Genomic DNA, 18,818 nt, shown 5'->3' with positions numbered 1-18,818 from the left:
TTATTTTTAGAAAAAGCCCATTGCTTTTTTGTCGTAAGAAATAAGCATGTTCTTAGTGTGACGGTAGTGATTAAGCATCATTTTGTGATTTTCACGACCTATACCAGATTTTTTATATCCGCCAAAGGGTGCATGAGCAGGATAATTGTGATAATTATTAACCCAAACGCGTCCCGCTTTAATCGCTCTGGAAATTTGGTAAGCCTGATGTGTATCTCGCGTCCACACGCCGGCACCAAGACCGTATAAAGTATCATTTGCAATTTCTATAGCATCTGCTTCATCTTTAAAGGAAGTCACGCAAACCACAGGGCCAAAGATTTCTTCCTGAAATACACGCATTTTATTATTTCCTTTTAAGATCGTGGGCTGAATATAATAACCGCCTTCCAGACCTTCATTATAAGCTGCCTCGCCACCTGTCAACACCTCACAACCTTCTTCTTTACCTATGCTTATGTAGTTAAGGATCTTTTCATATTGATCGTTAGAAGCCTGCGCTCCCATCATGGTATCTGCATCAAGCGGATGACCAAGTTTTATGGCTTTAGTGCGTTCAACCACACGCTCCATAAACTTGTCAAAAATACTTTCCTGCACTAAGAGTCGGGAAGGACAAGTACAAACCTCTCCTTGATTTAGGGCAAACATAACTGCGCCTTCCAGACATTTATCAAAGAAATCATCATCTGCATCCATCACGCTTTCAAAAAAGACATTGGGAGATTTACCGCCTAGTTCAAGCGTTACTGGTGTAATGTTTTTAGATGCATACTGCATGATCAATTGCCCGGTTGTTGTTTCGCCTGTAAAGGCAATCTTATCAATTCTTGGGCTAGAGGCTAGTGGCTTACCAGCTTCCGCACCAAAACCATTAACTACATTAAGCACACCGGGAGGTAAAATATCCTGAATCATTTCCATAAGAATCATAATTCCCACAGGTGTTTGCTCTGCTGGTTTAAGAACCACGCAATTACCTGCAGCAAGTGCCGGCGCCATCTTCCAGGTAGCCATTAAAAGCGGGAAATTCCATGGTATTATCTGTCCTACAACACCTAAAGGTTCAGTAACATTTAGGCAAACAGTGTTAGAATCTAATTCACTTACAGATCCTTCTTCAGCACGTATTACTCCCGCAAAATATCTAAAGTGATCTACAGCAAGCGGCAAATCTGCAGCACGAGTTTCTCGTATGGCTTTACCATTATCCCAGGTTTCTGCTCTGGCCAGCGTTTCCAGATTATTTTCCATCACATCAGCGATCTTCAATAACAGATTACTGCGATACGCAGCTGCAGAATTGTTCCAGGCAGGAGCGGCCTCCCATGCAGCATCGAGAGCTAAGTCTATATCTTCTTTAGTAGATCTGGCAATTTTAGTGAAGCTTTTTCCATCTACGGGTGAAAGGTTGTCAAAGTATTGACCATTTACAGGGGCTGTCCATTTACCACCAATGAAGTTTTCATATTTGTCTTTAAATTTTGGTTTTTCAACCACATTTTTAGACGTTGTTTCTACGTTATCCATTTCTATATTTATTAAATTAGTAAAGAGTTTATTTACAGTTGGTTGTTCCAGAGAAATTCACGTGTAGCCAAATATATACAACGATTGCGTAAAAAGTCTGACCCATTCTATCATAAGGTTGAACGATACTGCCATATTTTAATAATATGTTAAATATTAGTAGCCTAATTTGTATATTTATTAAATAAATTGATGTGTTTTTAAGTAATTAATAGTTTAAACCTGAAGCTTATGCAGTTACCCGAGCATTTTTTTAAAAAAAGAAAGCTTCAAAATTTAGTTGAGAATCAAACCTCGTACACATTAAATAATGCTGCTCTTCACGTATTTGAAACTCATGAACAGGCAGAGCGCGTTTTTTTGCAATTTGACCAGCCCGTAATGGCCAGTATGCTGCGCGGAAAGAAGATCATGCATTTAAGAGATTTACAATCATTTGATTTTTTACCAGGTGAATCACTTATTCTACCTGCAGATGAGGTAATGTGCATCGATTTCCCCGAAGCAAAAGAGAAAGATCCTACCCGATGTCTGGCATTAGCCATTTCTGATGAAAAAATAATGAAAGTGGTACAGACGATGAACGAGAATATGCCTAAGCTTGATAATGGTGAGTGGGGCTTTCTCAATTACAATTTTCACTTTACAAATGACGCCGGCATTTATCAAATATTACAGCGTCTTCTTTTTCTATTTACAGAGAATCATCCTTCTAAGGATCTCTTTGTAGATAATATGCTTCAGGAACTCATCGTACGTGTGTTACAGACAAACTCAAGAAAAATCTATACCGAAAAAGCAATGACTCTAAGCAGCGATAACAGGCTTGCTTTTATTATTAAATACATACGCGACAATCTTTACAAATCACTTTCAATAGACGAGTTGAGCAAGAAGGCGTGTATGAGTGAATCTCATTTTTACCGAGTATTTAAAAACGAATTGGGGATTTCACCTGTTGATTTTATAAATAATGAGCGCATAAAACTTGCTGTGAGTCTTCTTCACAATCCAGACAGAAAAATAAAAGATGTGTATCTGGAATGTGGTTTTGAGAGTAGATCTTATTTCAACAGAGTTTTTAAACGCATTAAAAAAGTTTCACCCAGCGTTTATCAAAATCTATCTAAAAATACGGCGTGTACTTACAACTAAATAATCTTCTCTTATGCCAGCTGCGACAATAGACGAGGTTATTCTCAATTTAGGTGATATAATCAATGAAGAAACTATTGGTAATTCCTGCCTTGCATTTTTCCCTATACTGTATAAAACCGTTACAGAGCGTATCAAAACTGGTATTGCTAATAACGAATTTGACGATACGACCCGTATGGAAAAACTGGATGTCATTTTTGCGGGGCGCTATTTAGAAGCTTATACGCAATTTACTACAGATAAAATACCAACGTCAAGTTGGTTAGTAAGCTTTAAAGCGAAAAAACCACTGGTTATGCAATGTTTATTACTGGGGATAAATGCGCATATAAATCTAGATCTGGGTATTGCTGCTGCAGAAACAGTAGGAGATAAGGGGCAGTTAGCAGATTTTGAAGCAGATTTTGACAAGATCAATGCGATTCTGGCAGATATGGTAGGTGGCGTAAAAGAAAAAATAAGCAAGATATCACCGCTGTTTAGGCTTATAGATTATTTCGGAAAAGGCAAAGAAGATAAACTTGTAAGCTTTAGTATAGAAGTGGCACGAGACGGGGCTTGGTTATTTGCTAATGAATACCACCAGGCTGTAAATAAAATAGGGGTGCTTAAAAGAAGAGATGAAGCCATAAGTAAACTTGCTGAAAATCTTATTGCACCTAAAAGTAAGCTTCTCAGGTTTCTAATAAAGCTCGTTTATTTCTTTGAGCTAAAAGATGTAAAAGCGATTTCTAAGATCTTAAGCCAGGCATAAAATCGCCCATTTAGGGTAAAAAATCGGTTGTTTTTAGGTTATAAATGGTTGCAATCGCTTAATATTTAAAATAGCAGATTTGTTTACATTTAGCTTCTAAAATCTTATCATGCGTATTTATCTGTTGCTTTTTATTCTTCTGTTTTCTATTATTTCGTGCAAACGCGATAAAACATATCCGCCGCTGGCAGAAAATAGCGCAATGCTGCGTAATGATTCATTAAAACCTTTTTATCATGGTGTAGCTTCTGGCGATCCTGAAGAAGATCGGGTTATAATCTGGACACGTGTAACTCCCGAAACTCAGGTTCCTGAAATTGAAGGCACATGGGAGGTCGCTAGAGACAGTACTTTTCAATCAATAGTGAATAACGGGGATTTTTCAACTTCGCCTAAGCAGGATTACACGGTAAAAATTGATGTAACTAAGCTGGAAGAAGGAGCTACATATTTCTATCGTTTTAATGCTTTAGGTGCAACCTCACAGATTGGCAGAACTCGTACTGCTGCTCAAAATAGTTCTACATTAAAATTAGGAGTAGTGAGTTGCAGTAATTATGAGTGGGGTTATTTTAACGCGTATAAACACCTTGCAAAAGAAAAAGATATACAGGCAGTTTTGCATTTAGGTGATTACATTTATGAATATGGTACAGGCACTTATGGCGACACAACTATAGGTCGTATCAACATTCCCAAGCATGAGATAATTACGCTTACAGATTATCGCGATCGCTATGCGCAGTATCATCTTGATAAGGATTTACAAGCTGTACACGCCAGTCATCCATTTATAAATATCTGGGATGACCATGAGATATCAAATAATTCTTATACCACCGGGGCTCAAAACCACCAGGCAGATGAGGGTGATTATGAGACTAGAAAGAATATTGCTAAACAGGTTTTTTATGAGTGGCTGCCCATTCGCGAAAGCGCAAAACACTTTAGAGATTTCGATTTTGGTAATATGGCAGAGTTAGTAATGCTTGATGAGCGATTAGAAGGGCGTACCGCGCCGGCAGACAGTTTAACAGATCCCGTTTTAAACGAAAAAAGCCACAAGTTGCTAGGTGATATTCAGTTTGAATGGTTGGCCAATAAATTAATGACCTCTCAGGCCAAATGGAAAATCATTGGCAATCAGGTCATTTATTCTTATTTAGACTGGGGTTTCCCCGGCTTTCATATAAATCTTGATTCGTGGGATGGTTATCCTAATGAGCAAAAGCAACTGGCCAGCTTAATTAAACAGGATAGTATTCAAAATATCATATTTGTTACCGGTGACACGCATTCTTCATGGGCTTTTGAGGCGACAAACAATCCGTTTGAGGATTATGAGGCTGAGACTGGAAAAGGGGCATTTGCAGTAGAATTTGGCGTGACCAGTATAAATTCTGCTAATAGTAATGAAAGCACAGCAACAGATAGTGTAATTGTGCACGAGAAAGAAATCGTTAATACGGCTCTAAATCCACATCTTAAATATGCCAACTTAAGAGACCACGGCTATCTTATATTAACCCTGACAGATTCTACCGCTACGGCAGATTATAAATTTGTAAGTACAGTTAAAAAACCTGAGAGTACAGTGCGCACAGATACAACATTTGTTGTGCAGCTGGGAAGCCCTCATTTAAAGGGCGAGTAGTTTTTAACTATGGGACTGAATGATTTGTTTAAGATCTGCTCTTGATAGAACCCCGCTCTGTCTCCACAATTGTTTTCCGTCTTTAAAAAGCATTAGAGTGGGCACGCCACGCACTTGGAATTTCTGCGCAAGCACCTGATTTTTATCTACATCGATCTTGATGATCTTTACCGCGTCTCCCAGCTCCTTTTTTACATCGCTAAGTATGGGGGCAAGCGTTTGACAAGGGCCACACCATGTTGCGAAAAAATCGATTAACACGGGAGTTTCAGAATCTGTTATTGAGCCAAAATTAGTTTTCATAGGTACAAAATTAATTGATTAAAAATAATCAGGAAACAGTTTAACGACATCTTAATAATTGCTAAAATGCTATTAATTGAGGCGTTAAATGGCGTTAAGTTATCAGGTTAAGGAAGAAGTTTCAAATAACTTGCTGTAAAATTTTTGAATATGAAAGAGAGTAAAGAGAATGTACTAGTTGCTGGTGCAAACGGTACTACCGGTAGAAAAATAATTGATCTGCTTAGTCAATCACAATATTTTAACCCTGTAGCAATGGTTAGAAAAGCAGAGCAGCAACAATATTTTGAAGACAGAGATGTGGAAACTGTATTAGGAGATCTGGAAAACGATCTTTCTCATGTAGTGAATGGTATAGATAAAGTGGTTTTCGCCGCAGGCTCAGGAGGAAATACTCCTGCCGAAAAAACTACCCAAGTAGATCAGGAAGGTGCTAAAAAATTAATTGATGTTGCAAAAAAAGCGAATGTCAAAAAGTTTGTAATGTTGAGTGCTATACATGCAGATAAGCCAGAATCTAACGAGAATTTGCAGCATTACCTTGAGGCGAAAAAAAATGCAGATGCCTATTTAAAATCCAGCGGACTTAATTATGCTATAGTGCGACCCGGAACTTTAACCAATGATGCCGGAACTGGTAAAATAGAACTTGACATCAGATTAGACCATATAGGCGAAATAAGCCGTGACGATGTGGCAAAAACAATTGTTACAGCCTTAAATGATGAGGTTGCACAAAATGCGACTTTCGAGATTCTAGAAGGAGATACACACATAGAAGAAGCTGTGAAAAAAGTGGCATAAAAGGCTCAAAAATCCGGTTTTTATACCGGATTTTTTTTATTTCAATATAAACTCTTCTATCTCTTATTGAGTATTTCTCAATTGCTAGAAGAAGCCAAAACAGCAGCGTTAGAGCGTTTTTTTCGCAAAGCAATTATAGACAGTGCAACAAGCACACCGCCAAAGGCCATAGCGGCGCCTACTAGTTCTGGCGAAGCATAGCCCAATCCCGCTGCAATAGGTAATCCCCCTAAGAAGGCACCGGTAGCGTTACCAATATTAAATCCTGCCTGATTAACAGACGATGCGAGCATTTCAGACCCTCTTGATGCTTTTATCATAAGCATCTGTATAGGTGAAGCAGTAGAAAAGGCAATACCGCCGGTAAGAAAGGCCATAAGAATTGTTGCCCATTTTACAGGAGCTAAAACTGAAACTAACACCAAAGCAAAGGCCATTATGGCCAATAGAATAGCAGTAGCTTTTAAAGGAGAAACTTTATCTGCGAGTTTACCGCCTGCAAAGTTACCCACCGTCATACCAATACCGGCAAGCATAAGTATAAAGGTTACATTATTATTACTAAACCCACTTACTTCTGTTAGTAGTGGCGTGATGTAACTATACCACGCAAAGAAACCACCCGTACCTATGGCAGTAATACCAAGGATGAGCCAAGGCTCCAGATGTGTAAAGACCTTTAGATCATCAATTACTTTTGCAGGCTTGTTTTTTGCCAGGTTGGGCATCCATATAAAGATCGCTGTTATAGCAAGTAAGCCGATGACAGCAACCATGACAAATGTATAGCGCCACGAGATATTATGACCTACGTAAGTACCAATGGGAATCCCAATGATGTTTGCGAATGTTAGTCCGCTAAGCATGACAGCTACTGCACTGGCGGCTTTATTTTTTTCTACCAGTCTGCTTGCAACCACAGCGCCTACACCAAAAAAGGCACCATGTGGCAATCCCGAAAATAGTCTGGTAATTAGCATCACCTCGTAGCTGGGCGCAAAAATTGACATAGCATTAAAGCAGGTAAAAGCAGTCATTAATGCTAATAACAACTTCTTCGGCGGAAAGTTACCGGCAAGCATTACAAGAATGGGTGCGCCAATTACAACGCCTAAAGCATAAGCAGAGATAAAATGGCCAGCCTGTGGAATCGTAATATTTAGATCCTGAGCAACGTCGGGAAGAATTCCCATCATGACAAATTCAGTCATTCCTATACCAAAACCTCCTACTGCAAGTGAAATAAGTCCTTTATGTATCGACACAATTATTGTTTTAGTTTTTAGAAAGCCGCAAAAATACAGCATTTAAATGGGTACAGATAAAATATATTTAATGATAAGATAATCAATACGATAAATGTTGTTTTCTTTTAACCTATATCTTGACATTTTAAACTATAAACGTGGAATTAATGTTTAGCTATGGAAAGGAAACTACTCAAAACTGTTGATAAAGAGCAAGAAGTACATGAGGATGATACTTCTCATGCGTTTTATGAAATTAAGGCGGTACACAAAAAAGGCAGAAAGATAAAGATCATAAATAATTGTGCGCCTGGGCAACCGCTGGAATTAAGAATAAAGCAACTGCTGCCTTTTTACAAGAATAAGGTTCATATTTACGAGAAGACCGCAGGCAAAATAGGCCACATTAAAATTGAAAATTTTGAGCTTGCTAAAGATATTTATATGGGTAAATACGAATGCCGCTTTTCGCACTGGTTTGACGACGGTGAGTTTTTTGAAGCTTACATAAAATTGTATAGTCTTTCTGAGAATTTAGGTGAATAAAAACCAGAGTTCAATGATAATTAAAACTTTAAGCTTCTTTATTACGTATATAAGAGGTGATGAGAGAAGTTCTTATAAATATAGAGTACAGTTTTAAGGAGAAAATGAAAATATTAAAAGATCAAAATATTTTCAATCACCATTCTTATATTAATACGGTTAATAAAGATACTCCCCTAAGTGTGCGTATGGCTTATTCAATTGCTGTTTTAGATGGTTACTGTAAGTTGTTGAAGTATTTTATTGCAAAGAAAGAGAAGCGCGACTTTGTCTATAGTGAAGAGCTTGAGAATTATTACAAGAAGGAGGAAGGTATATTTTACAGAATACCACATTTAGATCTTTACAAGCAAAAAACAGAACATGAATTTGTGATATTGATTTATGACGAAATTTTAAAACTGGAGAATAGTTTAAAGGTAGAACTGTAGATACGACACCAGATAAAATAAAAAAAATGCTGAAGATAATTTCTTCAGCATTTTTTTCTTGTACCCGGAATGGGACTTGAACCCACACGCCCTTAAGGACACATGGCCCTCAACCATGCCTGTCTACCAATTCCAGCACCCGGGTAGGTAGTAAAAAAAAAGTCGAGCATAAAATGCTCAACTTTTTTATAACATTCTATGTTTTAAAGTGATCTGGCTGGGGCTCGAACCCAGGACCCTCTCCTTAAAAGGGAGATGCTCTACCAACTGAGCTACCAGATCTTTTCCCTGAATGCGGGTGCAAATATACAGCCATTTAATTGATAATTCAAAAGGTTTTTTGATAAATTTGAATACTTTTTTTTACAAGAATTTATTTCACTGAAAATCAATAAATAAAGCGCATGACAATTTTTTTAATGGGGTATATGGGAAGTGGTAAATCGACCCTTGGTAAAATGCTGGCTGAAAAAATAAACTATAATTTCCTCGATTTTGACAGTTATATTGAAGGAAAAGAAAAAATGACCGTCGCAGAGATTTTTAAAAATAAAGGTGAAATATATTTTAGAAAGATAGAATCAATCCATCTTAAGAATGTTTTATCTGGTTTTGATGACACGATTATAAGCTTAGGAGGAGGTACACCCTGCTACGGCACAAATATGGAACTTATAAAAAATGCACAAGGTGTTAGTGTGTATATCAATGTGCCGGTAGAAGAACTTACCGGCAGACTTTGGGAAGCTCGCTTGCATAGGCCGCTGTTAGCGCACCAGGATACTAAAGAAAAGCTGGAAGAATATATAAGAAAACACCTTTTTGAACGCGGTTTTTACTATAATCAGGCCGATTTTAAGCTATTTGCGGCAGGTAAATCTGAAGCAGAGCTTGTAGATGAGCTCGAGGCGAAATTATTCTAAAACAGCGCTGTCTTTATCTGGTTTAAAACGCACTTTTACTCTTTCATGTAAAGATGTGCTTAGCGAGATACCTTTAAAATCTGCTTTTACCGGGTATTTTTTATGATTTCTGTTTACCAGAACCGCGGTTTTAAACTGTTTAAGTGGTACTTCAAGAAAATACTTAACACCATAGATCAATGATGTGCCGCTATTTAAAACATCGTCTATAAGCACGACAGATTTGTTGCTGTATGCACTTGATTCCAGAGAAGTCTTTACCGTGCCCAGCGGATTGTCTTTATTCATCGTGACCTCACAAAGCGTACATTTAATTTCAGAGATATGTTCTAATATTTCTTTTAAGCGCTGCGCAAAAACATAACCGTTCTTAGAGATGCCGGCAAGAATCACTTCGGTCTCCTCTACATTGCACTCGTATATTTGATAAGCGATACGTCTTATTTTATTTTGAATATCGGCATGAGTAAGAATTGTCTGTACGGCCATTATGTAGTGTTTAAAGCTGGGTGTTCAATTTTTCAAATATAAAAAAGAGTTCGCTACCCGCTCTCGGTTTTATTGAGTTATAACAAGGTTCTAATTTCCTGATATTAAACAACGGCGTAAATAATTCTCTGTATTCATTAAGGCTTCCGCCAAAAGGTGGCCCTTTTTCGGTAAGGGGAAAATCAAATAAAACTCCCGCAATTTTACCGCCGGAATTTAACAGAGAGTGCATTTTTTTCGCGTAAGCGGTTCGCATCTCAGGAGGAAGGGCACAGAAGAATGTTTGTTCAAGAATTAGATCGTATTTATCTGTATGTTCAAAAAAATCAGATTGTATTAATCGCTCCTTAGGAAATTCTGGAATCTGATTTTTAATGTGTTTGAGCGGCTTTTTGGCAAGATCTACCACATTTATATTGCTAAACCCATGTTCATATAAGTAGATAGGTTCATAACCATTACCCGCACCAGGAATTAGTATTTTGATCGATTTGTCCTGAAGCTGATCTATATATTCAGCTAAAGGTCTTGAAGGGTAGCCTATATCCCAGCCTGTATTTCCCTGAGCATATCTGTTTTCCCAATAAAATTGATCTAGTTTAGTCATTTTCAAAAAAGTCATCAGTATCCTGAAAATCATCAAGGTCACGTCTGTCTTTTTTAGTAGGACGCCCGGTACCTTTCTTGCGGTAATAATCTTTAGAATATTTTAAAAGGTCAAGTTTCTCAAGATTTTCTTTAGGTGTAATATCATCGCAATACAGGCCTACAAGCTTTGCGCCCACACGACTGGGGGGAAGGTCAAGAACTTTTACTTTATAGTTTACCTGGTCTTTGCGTATCTCAATTTCATCTGTAGGATAGACATCCCGGGATGGCTTAACAGCGTCTCCATTTATTTTTACATGACCTTTTTTAGTGGCATTTGTGGCAATAGATCTTGTTTTGAAATATCTGATACACCATAAATATTTATCCACACGCATAATCTCTTTCTTTTAAGCTCGTTTTTGATGTAACAAAAATAGCGTAAAATTGTATCTTGCGCGACCTAAATGAATAATGATGAATATGATAAATAAAACGATATGCCTTGCTCTTCTTGTTCTTGGTTTTATCTCTTGCAGTAAAGACGATAACAGTGTAGAGCCTGAAGTAATAAGAGATCGTGCTGAGGAACAGATAACTAGCGATGCAGAAATTTCAACTTATCTTGAGACTCATTTTTATAATTACGAAGAGTTTGCAACTCCTACAGATGATTTTGACTATCAAATAGTTTTTGATACCATTAGTGGTGATAATGCAGATAAAACGCCTTTAATTGATCAGGTTATTACCAAAACCCTGAATAGGTATGATGTGACTTATAAATTATATGTACTTGTAGCTCGTGAAGGCGCAGGTGATCAGCCTACTTTTGCAGATTCTACTTATGTTACTTATAGAGGTGATGTTTTAAAAGGGAATTTGTTTGATGCCAGTGTTAACCCTTTATGGATTGATCTTTCGGCGTCTATAGAAGGTTTCTCAAAATCACTTAATAGTTTTAAAGGTGCAACAGGCTACACCTCAAATGGTGATGGTACGGTAACATTTAATAATGACTATGGTATTGGCGCAGCTTTTATACCTACAGGTCTTGCTTATTACAATTCTAGCACCTCAACAATAGGGCAATACAAAAACCTAATCTTTAGATTTAATCTGTACGGAATGAATCAAACAGATCACGATGGTGACGGTATCCCTTCTTATATGGAAGATCTGGATGAAAATATGTATTTAGTAGATGTAGCAGATGATACAGATGGTGATACTACGCCTAATTATTATGATGCCGATGATGATGGCGATGGTACAGCTACTAAAGACGAGATCATAGTTAATGAGGATGGTTCTTTAACATTTCCAGATACAGATAATGATGGTACGCCAGATTATCTGGATGCAGATAATAGCTAATAGAATAAATAGCTTGATAGTAAGCTAGCAATAAAAAAGTCCCGTTTTGCGGGACTTTTTTATTTTATATAGGTTGTGTTGTATTTACAAGTTAAGTGATAAACTCAATATAAATTGATCTGGTCTTGTGTCTATACGCTCATAGGTTAAACCGTTTGAGTCTAAAAATTCGGCTTCATTATCGCTAAAACCTCTTTCATATCTTAGATCAAGCCCCAGCTTTCCTAAAGCAACGCCTACACCAAAATTTAATCCCACAGTAAAGTCATCTTCTACATCTCCTAAAGTTACACCATCAAAATCTGTATCAAGTATATATTGCAAAGAAGGGCCACCAAATACGCTTAAAGGCCCAATAACTTCAAGACCTACAAGTAATGGGGCATCTAACTTCTGCATTTTAAAATCATCGCTGTCATAAGAGCTACTAATGCTTGTATAGACAAGTTCTGGACGGAAGTATAATTTCTCCCCTACACGGCCAAATACACCCACATGGTAGCCTACATTTCTGTCAGGATGCTCAAGGGCGTTTCCTGCAGAATCTGTTACATCTCCATTACCGTTGTAATTAAGTCCGCCTTTTATACCAAAACCTGGGTCTGACTGCGCGTAGCCAAAAGTGGTTGCTACAAATAGAATACTTAAAAGTGCTTTTTTCATTTCATCAAGTTTTATGATTCTAAAAAGAAGATGTCCTATTAGAATCGGTTAAAATCAATTGGTCACAAGACCTCAAATTTTTAATCTGTTCACTAATAGGACAACTTAATAGGTAAAAACCCTACTTTTTATTTCCTTGATAGCACCTTTTTAACGGCTTTCTGTATAGATTTATTATTTAGACCATATTTTTCCATAAGGTCAGCAGGGTCTCCGCTTTCGCCAAAAGTATCTTTAGTAGCTATAAATTCAAGCGGAGCAGGATAGTTCATTGCAAGTTCACCGGCAACGCTTTCACCCAAACCACCTAAATAATTATGCTCTTCACAAGTAACCACACAACCGGTCTTTTTAACTGATTTTAAAATAGCTTCAGTATCCAGTGGCTTAATTGTGTGAATGTTTATCACCTCAGCGCTTATTCCTTCTTTTTCTAATTCTTCAGCGGCTTCTAATGCTTGCCAAACCAAATGTCCCGTTGCGATAATGGTAACATCTGTACCTTCATTAAGAAGTATAGCTTTCCCTATCTCAAATTTTTGATCTTCGGGAGTGAAGTTAGGAACTTTTGGTCTCCCAAAACGCAGGTAAACCGGTCCTTCATAGTCGGCAATAGCAATTGTTGCAGCTTTGGTTTGGTTAAAGTCACATGTGTTTATTACAGTCATTCCCGGTAACATTTTCATAAGACCAAGATCTTCTAGAATCTGGTGTGTAGCACCATCTTCACCCAGTGTTAAACCTGCGTGAGATGCACATATTTTTACATTCTTACCAGAATAAGCCACACTCTGGCGTATTTGATCATAAACACGACCTGTGGCAAAGTTTGCAAAAGTGGTTGCGTAAGGCACTTTTCCACCTATGGTCATACCTGCAGCCATACCAATCATGTTAGCTTCTGCAATCCCTGTTTGAAAAAAGCGTTCGGGGTGATTTTTTTCGAAATCATTTAATTTTAATGAACCAGTAAGATCGGCACATAATGCTACTACATTTTCATGGGTTTTACCCAGCTCATCCATCCCTGCACCAAATCCTGATCTTGTATCTATATTTCCTGTACTCGTGTATTTTTTCATATCTTCAATTTGTTCTTTTCAAATTTCTTACAGTTAAGGGTAAGAAATTTGGTTTAATAATCTCCTAAGGTTTCAGGGTTTTGAGCTAATGCATTTTCTAATTGCTCATCGCTTGGCGCTTTACCGTGCCATGCATGTGTATGCATCATGAAGTCTACGCCATTACCCATTTCTGTGTGTAAAAGAATACATACAGGTTTTCCTTTTCCGGTGCGGCTTTTAGCCTCATTTAGACCATTTGTGATTGCATCAATATCGTTTCCTTTATCAACTTCAAGAACATCCCAGCCAAAAGCTTCAAACTTAGCTTTAATGCTACCCATAGGTAAAACGTGTTCTGTGCTACCGTCAATTTGTTGACCGTTGAGATCTATAGTTGAAATAAGATTATCTACTTTGTTACCGGCAGCATATAAAATAGCTTCCCAGTTTTGACCTTCCTGTAATTCACCATCACCGTGAAGACTATAAACCAGGTGCTTGTCACCGTTTAATTTTTTTGTTTGTGCTGCTCCTAAAGCTACACTCATACCTTGTCCTAAAGAGCCAGAAGCTACTCGTATACCTGGCAAACCTTCATGAGTGGTTGGGTGACCCTGAAGTCTTGAATCTATTTGTCTAAAAGTACTAAGTTCTTCTACAGGAAAATATCCTACTCTCGCTAGAACGCTATAAAATACAGGTGATATATGACCATTAGAAAGAAAGAAAAGGTCTTCGCCTATTCCATCCATATCAAATCCTTCTTTTCTTTCCATAATCTCATTATATAAGACTACAAAAAATTCTGTACACCCTAGTGAACCGCCTGGGTGACCAGATTGACAGGCGTGTACCTGACGTAAAATATCCCTGCGTACCTGGCTTACCAGATCCTCTAATTGTTGTTTGTTCGGCATTATATTTAGATTAAGATTATTACGCCAAAAATACCCTTTTTAATAGGCGTATACAATCAAAAGTCATTCATTTATTAGGGTTTGTATAAAAAAATCGGCCCTTTTATACCTAAAATCGTTAATAGATTGAAAATATTAGCAACAGCATTAATATGAAGATGCTTTCTGTTAAATAGTTTTATCTTTGCCGTCCTAAAACAGCATATGCAATTTGACCTTTTACACGCCGACAGCAGTACAAAAGCGAGGGTGGGAACAATAACTACAGATCACGGTAAAATAGAAACTCCCATTTTTATGCCGGTGGGTACAGTGGGTTCAGTAAAAGGAATGCATCAAAGGGAACTTAGAGAAGATATAGATCCAGATATTATTCTTGGCAACACCTATCATCTTTATTTACGCCCGCAAACCCGGGTGCTTGAGAAGGCCGGTGGTCTGCATAAGTTTATGAACTGGGATAGAAATATACTTACAGATAGCGGGGGTTATCAGGTTTATTCTCTTTCTGCCAATAGAAAGATCAAGGAAGAAGGTGTAAAATTTAAATCACATATAGACGGTTCTTTTCATTTTTTCACTCCAGAAAATGTGATGGAAGTACAACGATCTATAGGCGCAGATATCATTATGGCTTTTGATGAATGTACCCCATATCCCTGCGATTATAGATATGCACAACGATCTATGCATATGACGCACAGATGGCTTGACAGGTGTATTAATCATCTGGAAAAAGTTCCTGTAAAATATGGTTATGATCAGGCATTTTTCCCAATTGTGCAGGGTAGTACTTATAAAGATCTACGTATACAATCTGCTGAATATATCGCAAATGCTGGTGCTGTAGGCAATGCCATTGGCGGTCTCTCTGTAGGTGAACCAGCAGAAGAAATGTACGCGATGACAGAGATCGTTACAAATATCTTACCTCAAGACAAGCCGCGCTATCTTATGGGTGTGGGCACACCGATAAATATTTTAGAAAATATAGCGTTGGGTATAGATATGTTTGACTGTGTTATGCCTACGCGAAATGGTAGAAACGGTACTTTATTTACTTCTCAGGGTATTATAAATATTAAAAATAAGAAGTGGGAAGATGATTTCTCTCCTCTTGATGAGAACGGTACTACTTGGGTAGATAAGGAATACAGCAAAGCATATGTGCGCCATCTTTTTAAAGCAAATGAAATGCTGGCCCGGCAGATAGGTACAATTCATAACCTCGGTTTTTATATGTGGTTGGTACGCGAAGCCAGAAAACAGATCTTAAATGGCGATTTTTACTCCTGGAAGGAGAAAATGGTCAAACAAATGGATAACAGGCTTTAAATGAAAATTCTTGACTGGTATATTTTAAAACGATATCTGGGCACATTTGTGACCATGTTACTTCTATTTATACCTATTGGAATTACAGTGAATCTTGCAGAAAAGATCGATAAGATCCTGGCAAATGAAGTTCCGTTTTTAGAAGTTGCGGTCTATTATCTCAATTTTACGGTATACTTTGCTAACCTGCTTTTTCCCTTATTTTTATTTCTTTCGGTAATCTGGTTTACTTCAAAACTGGCAAATAATACAGAGGTTATTGCTTTTTTAAGTAGCGGGGTTTCCTTTTATAGATTTTTAAGACCTTACTTGATAGGAGCGACGATTGTATGCGTGGGTGCTTATATTTTAGGTACATATCTGGCTCCGGCGGCAAGTCAGGGTTTTAATGAGTTCACCTATCAATACCTTAAGAACGGAAAAGAAGATCGTGAAACGCAGAATGTATATAGGCAGATCAACGATAACGACTATATCTATGTGAGTAGTTTTAACCCTTCTACAAATATGGGGAGAGACTTTACACTTGAGCATTTTGAAGATAATACGCTTCAATATAAGCTTGAGGCTCGCAGCATAGTTTTTAATCCTGAAGACAGCACTTATACACTTAACGCTTACAAAAAAAGAACGGTAGGTGTAGATGCAGATATTCTTGAATCTGAGCGAAAACTGGATACGGTTTTCACTTTTGACATGGAAGATCTTACTCCGGTAAAATACATTGCCGAAACATTGACAACACCTGCGCTAAGAAGATTTATAGATAAAGAAAAAGCTCGTGGATCGTCATATATAAACAGCTATGAAGTCGTGCTTTTTAAGCGCTACAGCCTGCCGGTAAGCGCTTACATTCTTACTATTATAGCGGTAGCCGTTTCTGCGATGAAGAGGAGAGGAGGTATGGGTATAAACCTGGCATTTGGTATTTCGCTCGCTTTCGTTTTTATCTTTTTTGATAAGGTATTTGGTACAATTTCAGAGCAATCAGATTTTTCTCCCGTCGTGGCCGTGTGGCTGCCTAATTTCATTTTTGGGATACTTGCTATCTACCTTTTAAATAATGCAAAACGATAAGCTTAAGAGTTACCTGCATTTTCAGGGTATAGTTTTTATATGGGGTTTTACTGCCGTTTTGGGCGCTTTAATAACCGTGGGAGCAGTTTCACTGGTGTGGTATCGCATGTTGATTGCAAGCGCCGTAGTTTTTGGTTATATAAAATGGAAGAAAATTTCGCTTAAAGCGAAAACATCTACGTTGCTAAAAATGATGGGAGTAGGCGTATTGATCGCAATGCACTGGCTCACTTTCTTTGGTGCGATCAAAATATCTAACGTTTCTATAACGCTCGCGATGATGAGTACAGGAGCATTTTTTACTTCTATACTCGAGCCTATCTTTTATAAACGAAAATTAATCTGGTACGAGCTGCTTTTTGGTGTGCTGGTTATTTGCGGTTTATACCTGATTTTTGAGGTAGAAACCCGATTTTCTGAAGGTATTTTTGTGGCTTTATTTTCAGCTTTTCTGGCTGCGTTATTCACTCTGGCAAACGGAAAACTCGTTAAGGAAAATCCGCCGTCAAAAATATCATTCTACGAGTTGCTGGCAGGAGCAGGATTTATAAGTATTTATCTGCTTATGACTTCAGGATTTACCAGTTCGTTTTTTGTATTACCTGTAATGGACTGGGTATATATTTTAATATTAGCAAGTATTTGTACCGCTTATGCTTTTATAGCTTCAGTCAAAGTAATGCGGCATCTTAGCCCATATACGATAATGCTTACTACAAATCTTGAACCTGTTTATGGCATTATACTGGCGTACTTGATTTTAGGTGATGCAGAACAGATGAATGAGGGTTTTTATTACGGTGCCCTCTTAATACTTTTTACTGTAATTTTAAATGGTATTCTAAAAAATTCACGCAAATTAAAAAGGAAAAAGGCATTGCAGTGACGCCTTTAAAACCTGTATATTTGTCAACTCACTAAAAATTTCCCCTAAATGGAATATTTAGATTTTGAACAACCTATAAAAGAGCTTGAAGAACAGCTCGACAAATGCACAATTATTGGTCAGGAAAGCGATGTAGATGTTACAAACACCTGCAAGCAAATAGAAAAGAAACTTGCAGAGACTAAAAAGGACATCTACAAGAATCTTACAGCTTGGCAGCGTGTACAACTATCTCGTCACCCTAGCAGACCCTACACTTTAGATTATATCAACGCGATATGTGGTGATACTTTCTTAGAGCTGCATGGTGATCGCAATGTTAAAGATGATAAAGCGATGATAGGCGGTCTGGGTAAGATAGGCGATCAAAGCTATATGTTCATAGGCCAACAAAAGGGTTATAATACAAAGACACGCCAGTACCGTAATTTTGGTATGGCAAATCCAGAAGGATACCGTAAGGCTTTACGTCTTATGAAGAGCGCTGAAAAGTTTGGCTTACCTGTTGTGACTTTTGTAGATACGCCAGGGGCTTATCCTGGTCTTGAAGCAGAAGAAAGAGGGCAGGGTGAGGCAATTGCTCGCAATATACTTGAGATGACACGACTTAAAGTGCCAATCATAGTTGTTATAATAGGTGAAGGTGCCAGTGGTGGTGCTTTAGGTATAGGTGTAGGAGATAAGGTATTGATGCTGGAGAACACCTGGTATTCTGTAATATCACCAGAATCATGTTCATCTATCTTATGGCGCAGCTGGGAGTTTAAAGAGCAAGCTGCAGAAGCGCTAAAACTTACTGCTACAGATATGAAAAAGCAGAAGCTAATAGATCATATCGTAAAAGAGCCTTTAGGTGGTGCTCACAGTGACCGAGAAAAAACTTTTGAGATCGTCAAAAAAGAAATAGCCGCCGCATATTCAGAATTCAAAAACTTATCACCAGCAGATTTGGTTGAAAAAAGAATGGAAAAATATTCTGAAATGGGAGTCTTTAAAGGCTAATCATATTAAACATCACTTGTAACAAAATCCCGAGGTTTTTACTCCTCGGTTTTTTTTGCGTTATAAACAT

21 protein-coding genes and 2 tRNA genes are annotated in these 18,818 nt (G+C 37.7%); 12 read left to right on the top strand and 11 right to left on the bottom strand.

Going from position 1 to position 18,818, the window contains the following annotated elements; translation table 11 throughout:
• Positions 1-6: 6 nt before the first annotated feature.
• Positions 7-1,530: an aldehyde dehydrogenase family protein gene (locus tag ACH3PA_RS02935; RefSeq protein ID WP_416440640.1), complete on the bottom strand. Its 1,524-nt coding sequence runs from the start codon at positions 1,528-1,530 to the stop codon at positions 7-9.
• A 231-nt stretch (positions 1,531-1,761) separates the two neighbouring features.
• Here ACH3PA_RS02935 and ACH3PA_RS02930 point away from each other — a divergent pair, with 231 nt between their 5' ends.
• From ACH3PA_RS02930 to ACH3PA_RS02920, 3 genes are all read left to right on the top strand, one after another.
• A complete protein-coding gene (locus ACH3PA_RS02930) occupies positions 1,762-2,685 on the top strand; it encodes an AraC family transcriptional regulator (protein WP_416440642.1) in 924 nt (307 codons plus the stop codon).
• Positions 2,686-2,698: 13 nt separating this feature from the next.
• A complete protein-coding gene (locus ACH3PA_RS02925) occupies positions 2,699-3,442 on the top strand; it encodes a DUF5995 family protein (protein WP_416440644.1) in 744 nt (247 codons plus the stop codon).
• A gap of 109 nt (positions 3,443-3,551) precedes the next feature.
• Positions 3,552-5,096: an alkaline phosphatase D family protein gene (locus ACH3PA_RS02920; RefSeq protein WP_416440646.1), complete on the top strand. Its 1,545-nt coding sequence runs from the start codon at positions 3,552-3,554 to the stop codon at positions 5,094-5,096.
• Positions 5,097-5,099: 3 nt separating this feature from the next.
• Here the strand turns inward: ACH3PA_RS02920 and trxA are convergent, their stop codons facing one another.
• Positions 5,100-5,399 carry a thioredoxin gene (trxA, locus tag ACH3PA_RS02915; RefSeq protein ID WP_416440648.1) on the bottom strand — a complete coding sequence of 100 codons (300 nt, stop codon included), beginning with the start codon at positions 5,397-5,399 and terminating at the stop codon, positions 5,100-5,102.
• 150 nt (positions 5,400-5,549) lie between these two features.
• Here trxA and ACH3PA_RS02910 point away from each other — a divergent pair, with 150 nt between their 5' ends.
• Positions 5,550-6,203, top strand: coding sequence for an SDR family oxidoreductase (locus tag ACH3PA_RS02910; RefSeq protein WP_416440650.1), 654 nt, complete (start codon positions 5,550-5,552; stop codon positions 6,201-6,203).
• A gap of 77 nt (positions 6,204-6,280) precedes the next feature.
• Here the strand turns inward: ACH3PA_RS02910 and ACH3PA_RS02905 are convergent, their stop codons facing one another.
• On the bottom strand, positions 6,281-7,468 hold the full coding sequence (locus tag ACH3PA_RS02905; protein ID WP_416440652.1) for an MFS transporter: 1,188 nt from the start codon (positions 7,466-7,468) through the stop codon (positions 6,281-6,283).
• Between the two features lie 159 nt (positions 7,469-7,627).
• Here ACH3PA_RS02905 and ACH3PA_RS02900 point away from each other — a divergent pair, with 159 nt between their 5' ends.
• Complete coding sequence (locus tag ACH3PA_RS02900) at positions 7,628-7,996, top strand: hypothetical protein (RefSeq protein ID WP_416440654.1); 369 nt, start codon at positions 7,628-7,630, stop codon at positions 7,994-7,996.
• A gap of 59 nt (positions 7,997-8,055) precedes the next feature.
• The gene (locus tag ACH3PA_RS02895; protein ID WP_416440656.1) at positions 8,056-8,427 is read left to right on the top strand and encodes a hypothetical protein; all 372 of its coding nucleotides are present in this window, start codon (positions 8,056-8,058) and stop codon (positions 8,425-8,427) included.
• Between the two features lie 61 nt (positions 8,428-8,488).
• Here ACH3PA_RS02895 and ACH3PA_RS02890 read toward each other — a convergent pair.
• Positions 8,489-8,572: transfer RNA gene (locus ACH3PA_RS02890), tRNA-Leu, on the bottom strand.
• Between the two features lie 64 nt (positions 8,573-8,636).
• Positions 8,637-8,709 (bottom strand) — tRNA-Lys (locus ACH3PA_RS02885).
• A gap of 122 nt (positions 8,710-8,831) precedes the next feature.
• Between ACH3PA_RS02885 and ACH3PA_RS02880 the strand changes: the two genes are divergently transcribed.
• Positions 8,832-9,350 carry a shikimate kinase gene (locus ACH3PA_RS02880; protein WP_416440658.1) on the top strand — a complete coding sequence of 173 codons (519 nt, stop codon included), beginning with the start codon at positions 8,832-8,834 and terminating at the stop codon, positions 9,348-9,350.
• Here ACH3PA_RS02880 and ACH3PA_RS02875 read toward each other — a convergent pair.
• From ACH3PA_RS02875 to ACH3PA_RS02865, 3 genes are read right to left on the bottom strand one after another with little or no spacing between them, the layout of a single operon-like run.
• A complete protein-coding gene (locus tag ACH3PA_RS02875; protein WP_416440660.1) occupies positions 9,342-9,839 on the bottom strand; it encodes a phosphoribosyltransferase family protein in 498 nt (165 codons plus the stop codon). The two genes, ACH3PA_RS02880 and ACH3PA_RS02875, sit on opposite strands and share 9 nt — an antisense overlap.
• 10 nt (positions 9,840-9,849) lie before the next feature.
• A complete protein-coding gene (locus ACH3PA_RS02870; protein ID WP_416440662.1) occupies positions 9,850-10,446 on the bottom strand; it encodes an SAM-dependent methyltransferase in 597 nt (198 codons plus the stop codon).
• Positions 10,439-10,825: an RNA-binding S4 domain-containing protein gene (locus ACH3PA_RS02865; RefSeq protein ID WP_416440664.1), complete on the bottom strand. Its 387-nt coding sequence runs from the start codon at positions 10,823-10,825 to the stop codon at positions 10,439-10,441. Before ACH3PA_RS02865 ends, ACH3PA_RS02870 begins: the two co-directional genes overlap by 8 nt.
• Before the next feature lie 85 nt (positions 10,826-10,910).
• On the opposite strand from ACH3PA_RS02865, the gene ACH3PA_RS02860 reads away from it, so the two are divergent.
• Positions 10,911-11,804: an FKBP-type peptidyl-prolyl cis-trans isomerase gene (locus ACH3PA_RS02860; protein ID WP_416440666.1), complete on the top strand. Its 894-nt coding sequence runs from the start codon at positions 10,911-10,913 to the stop codon at positions 11,802-11,804.
• Positions 11,805-11,888: 84 nt separating this feature from the next.
• On the opposite strand, the gene ACH3PA_RS02855 is transcribed toward ACH3PA_RS02860, so the two are convergent.
• The 3 genes from ACH3PA_RS02855 to ACH3PA_RS02845 all read right to left on the bottom strand — a co-directional run bounded on the left by ACH3PA_RS02855 (position 11,889) and on the right by ACH3PA_RS02845 (position 14,448).
• Entirely contained in the window at positions 11,889-12,467 is a 579-nt protein-coding gene (locus tag ACH3PA_RS02855; protein ID WP_416440668.1) for an outer membrane beta-barrel protein, read from the bottom strand.
• Between the two features lie 128 nt (positions 12,468-12,595).
• On the bottom strand, positions 12,596-13,549 hold the full coding sequence (locus ACH3PA_RS02850; RefSeq protein WP_416440670.1) for a transketolase family protein: 954 nt from the start codon (positions 13,547-13,549) through the stop codon (positions 12,596-12,598).
• A gap of 53 nt (positions 13,550-13,602) precedes the next feature.
• Positions 13,603-14,448: a transketolase gene (locus ACH3PA_RS02845; protein WP_416440672.1), complete on the bottom strand. Its 846-nt coding sequence runs from the start codon at positions 14,446-14,448 to the stop codon at positions 13,603-13,605.
• A gap of 204 nt (positions 14,449-14,652) precedes the next feature.
• Between ACH3PA_RS02845 and tgt the strand changes: the two genes are divergently transcribed.
• From tgt to ACH3PA_RS02825, 4 genes are read left to right on the top strand one after another with little or no spacing between them, the layout of a single operon-like run.
• Positions 14,653-15,783 carry a tRNA guanosine(34) transglycosylase Tgt gene (tgt, locus tag ACH3PA_RS02840; RefSeq protein WP_416440674.1) on the top strand — a complete coding sequence of 377 codons (1,131 nt, stop codon included), beginning with the start codon at positions 14,653-14,655 and terminating at the stop codon, positions 15,781-15,783.
• Positions 15,784-16,860, top strand: a complete 1,077-nt coding sequence (locus ACH3PA_RS02835) for an LptF/LptG family permease (protein ID WP_416440676.1) — start codon at positions 15,784-15,786, stop codon at positions 16,858-16,860. It begins immediately after the preceding gene.
• Complete coding sequence (locus ACH3PA_RS02830) at positions 16,847-17,746, top strand: DMT family transporter (RefSeq protein WP_416440678.1); 900 nt, start codon at positions 16,847-16,849, stop codon at positions 17,744-17,746. The genes ACH3PA_RS02835 and ACH3PA_RS02830 overlap by 14 nt, the downstream gene beginning before the upstream one ends.
• A gap of 48 nt (positions 17,747-17,794) precedes the next feature.
• The gene (locus tag ACH3PA_RS02825; RefSeq protein WP_416440680.1) at positions 17,795-18,748 is read left to right on the top strand and encodes an acetyl-CoA carboxylase carboxyltransferase subunit alpha; all 954 of its coding nucleotides are present in this window, start codon (positions 17,795-17,797) and stop codon (positions 18,746-18,748) included.
• Positions 18,749-18,818: the final 70 nt, after the last annotated feature.

This window comes from Leeuwenhoekiella sp. A2 (assembly GCF_047946655.1).
Classification (GTDB): domain Bacteria; phylum Bacteroidota; class Bacteroidia; order Flavobacteriales; family Flavobacteriaceae; genus Leeuwenhoekiella.
This window is presented reverse-complemented; position numbering and strand designations above follow the sequence as displayed.

Coding starts and splice junctions, on each gene's coding strand:
- ACH3PA_RS02935 (WP_416440640.1), bottom strand. CDS start 1,530: ATGGATAACGTAGAAACAACGTCTAAAAATGTGGTTGAAAAACCAAAA.
- ACH3PA_RS02930 (WP_416440642.1), top strand. CDS start 1,762: ATGCAGTTACCCGAGCATTTTTTTAAAAAAAGAAAGCTTCAAAATTTA.
- ACH3PA_RS02925 (WP_416440644.1), top strand. CDS start 2,699: ATGCCAGCTGCGACAATAGACGAGGTTATTCTCAATTTAGGTGATATA.
- ACH3PA_RS02920 (WP_416440646.1), top strand. CDS start 3,552: ATGCGTATTTATCTGTTGCTTTTTATTCTTCTGTTTTCTATTATTTCG.
- trxA (WP_416440648.1), bottom strand. CDS start 5,399: ATGAAAACTAATTTTGGCTCAATAACAGATTCTGAAACTCCCGTGTTA.
- ACH3PA_RS02910 (WP_416440650.1), top strand. CDS start 5,550: ATGAAAGAGAGTAAAGAGAATGTACTAGTTGCTGGTGCAAACGGTACT.
- ACH3PA_RS02900 (WP_416440654.1), top strand. CDS start 7,628: ATGGAAAGGAAACTACTCAAAACTGTTGATAAAGAGCAAGAAGTACAT.
- ACH3PA_RS02895 (WP_416440656.1), top strand. CDS start 8,056: ATGAGAGAAGTTCTTATAAATATAGAGTACAGTTTTAAGGAGAAAATG.
- ACH3PA_RS02880 (WP_416440658.1), top strand. CDS start 8,832: ATGACAATTTTTTTAATGGGGTATATGGGAAGTGGTAAATCGACCCTT.
- ACH3PA_RS02875 (WP_416440660.1), bottom strand. CDS start 9,839: ATGGCCGTACAGACAATTCTTACTCATGCCGATATTCAAAATAAAATA.
- ACH3PA_RS02870 (WP_416440662.1), bottom strand. CDS start 10,446: ATGACTAAACTAGATCAATTTTATTGGGAAAACAGATATGCTCAGGGA.
- ACH3PA_RS02865 (WP_416440664.1), bottom strand. CDS start 10,825: ATGCGTGTGGATAAATATTTATGGTGTATCAGATATTTCAAAACAAGA.
- ACH3PA_RS02860 (WP_416440666.1), top strand. CDS start 10,911: ATGATAAATAAAACGATATGCCTTGCTCTTCTTGTTCTTGGTTTTATC.
- ACH3PA_RS02855 (WP_416440668.1), bottom strand. CDS start 12,467: ATGAAAAAAGCACTTTTAAGTATTCTATTTGTAGCAACCACTTTTGGC.
- ACH3PA_RS02850 (WP_416440670.1), bottom strand. CDS start 13,549: ATGAAAAAATACACGAGTACAGGAAATATAGATACAAGATCAGGATTT.
- ACH3PA_RS02845 (WP_416440672.1), bottom strand. CDS start 14,448: ATGCCGAACAAACAACAATTAGAGGATCTGGTAAGCCAGGTACGCAGG.
- tgt (WP_416440674.1), top strand. CDS start 14,653: ATGCAATTTGACCTTTTACACGCCGACAGCAGTACAAAAGCGAGGGTG.
- ACH3PA_RS02835 (WP_416440676.1), top strand. CDS start 15,784: ATGAAAATTCTTGACTGGTATATTTTAAAACGATATCTGGGCACATTT.
- ACH3PA_RS02830 (WP_416440678.1), top strand. CDS start 16,847: ATGCAAAACGATAAGCTTAAGAGTTACCTGCATTTTCAGGGTATAGTT.
- ACH3PA_RS02825 (WP_416440680.1), top strand. CDS start 17,795: ATGGAATATTTAGATTTTGAACAACCTATAAAAGAGCTTGAAGAACAG.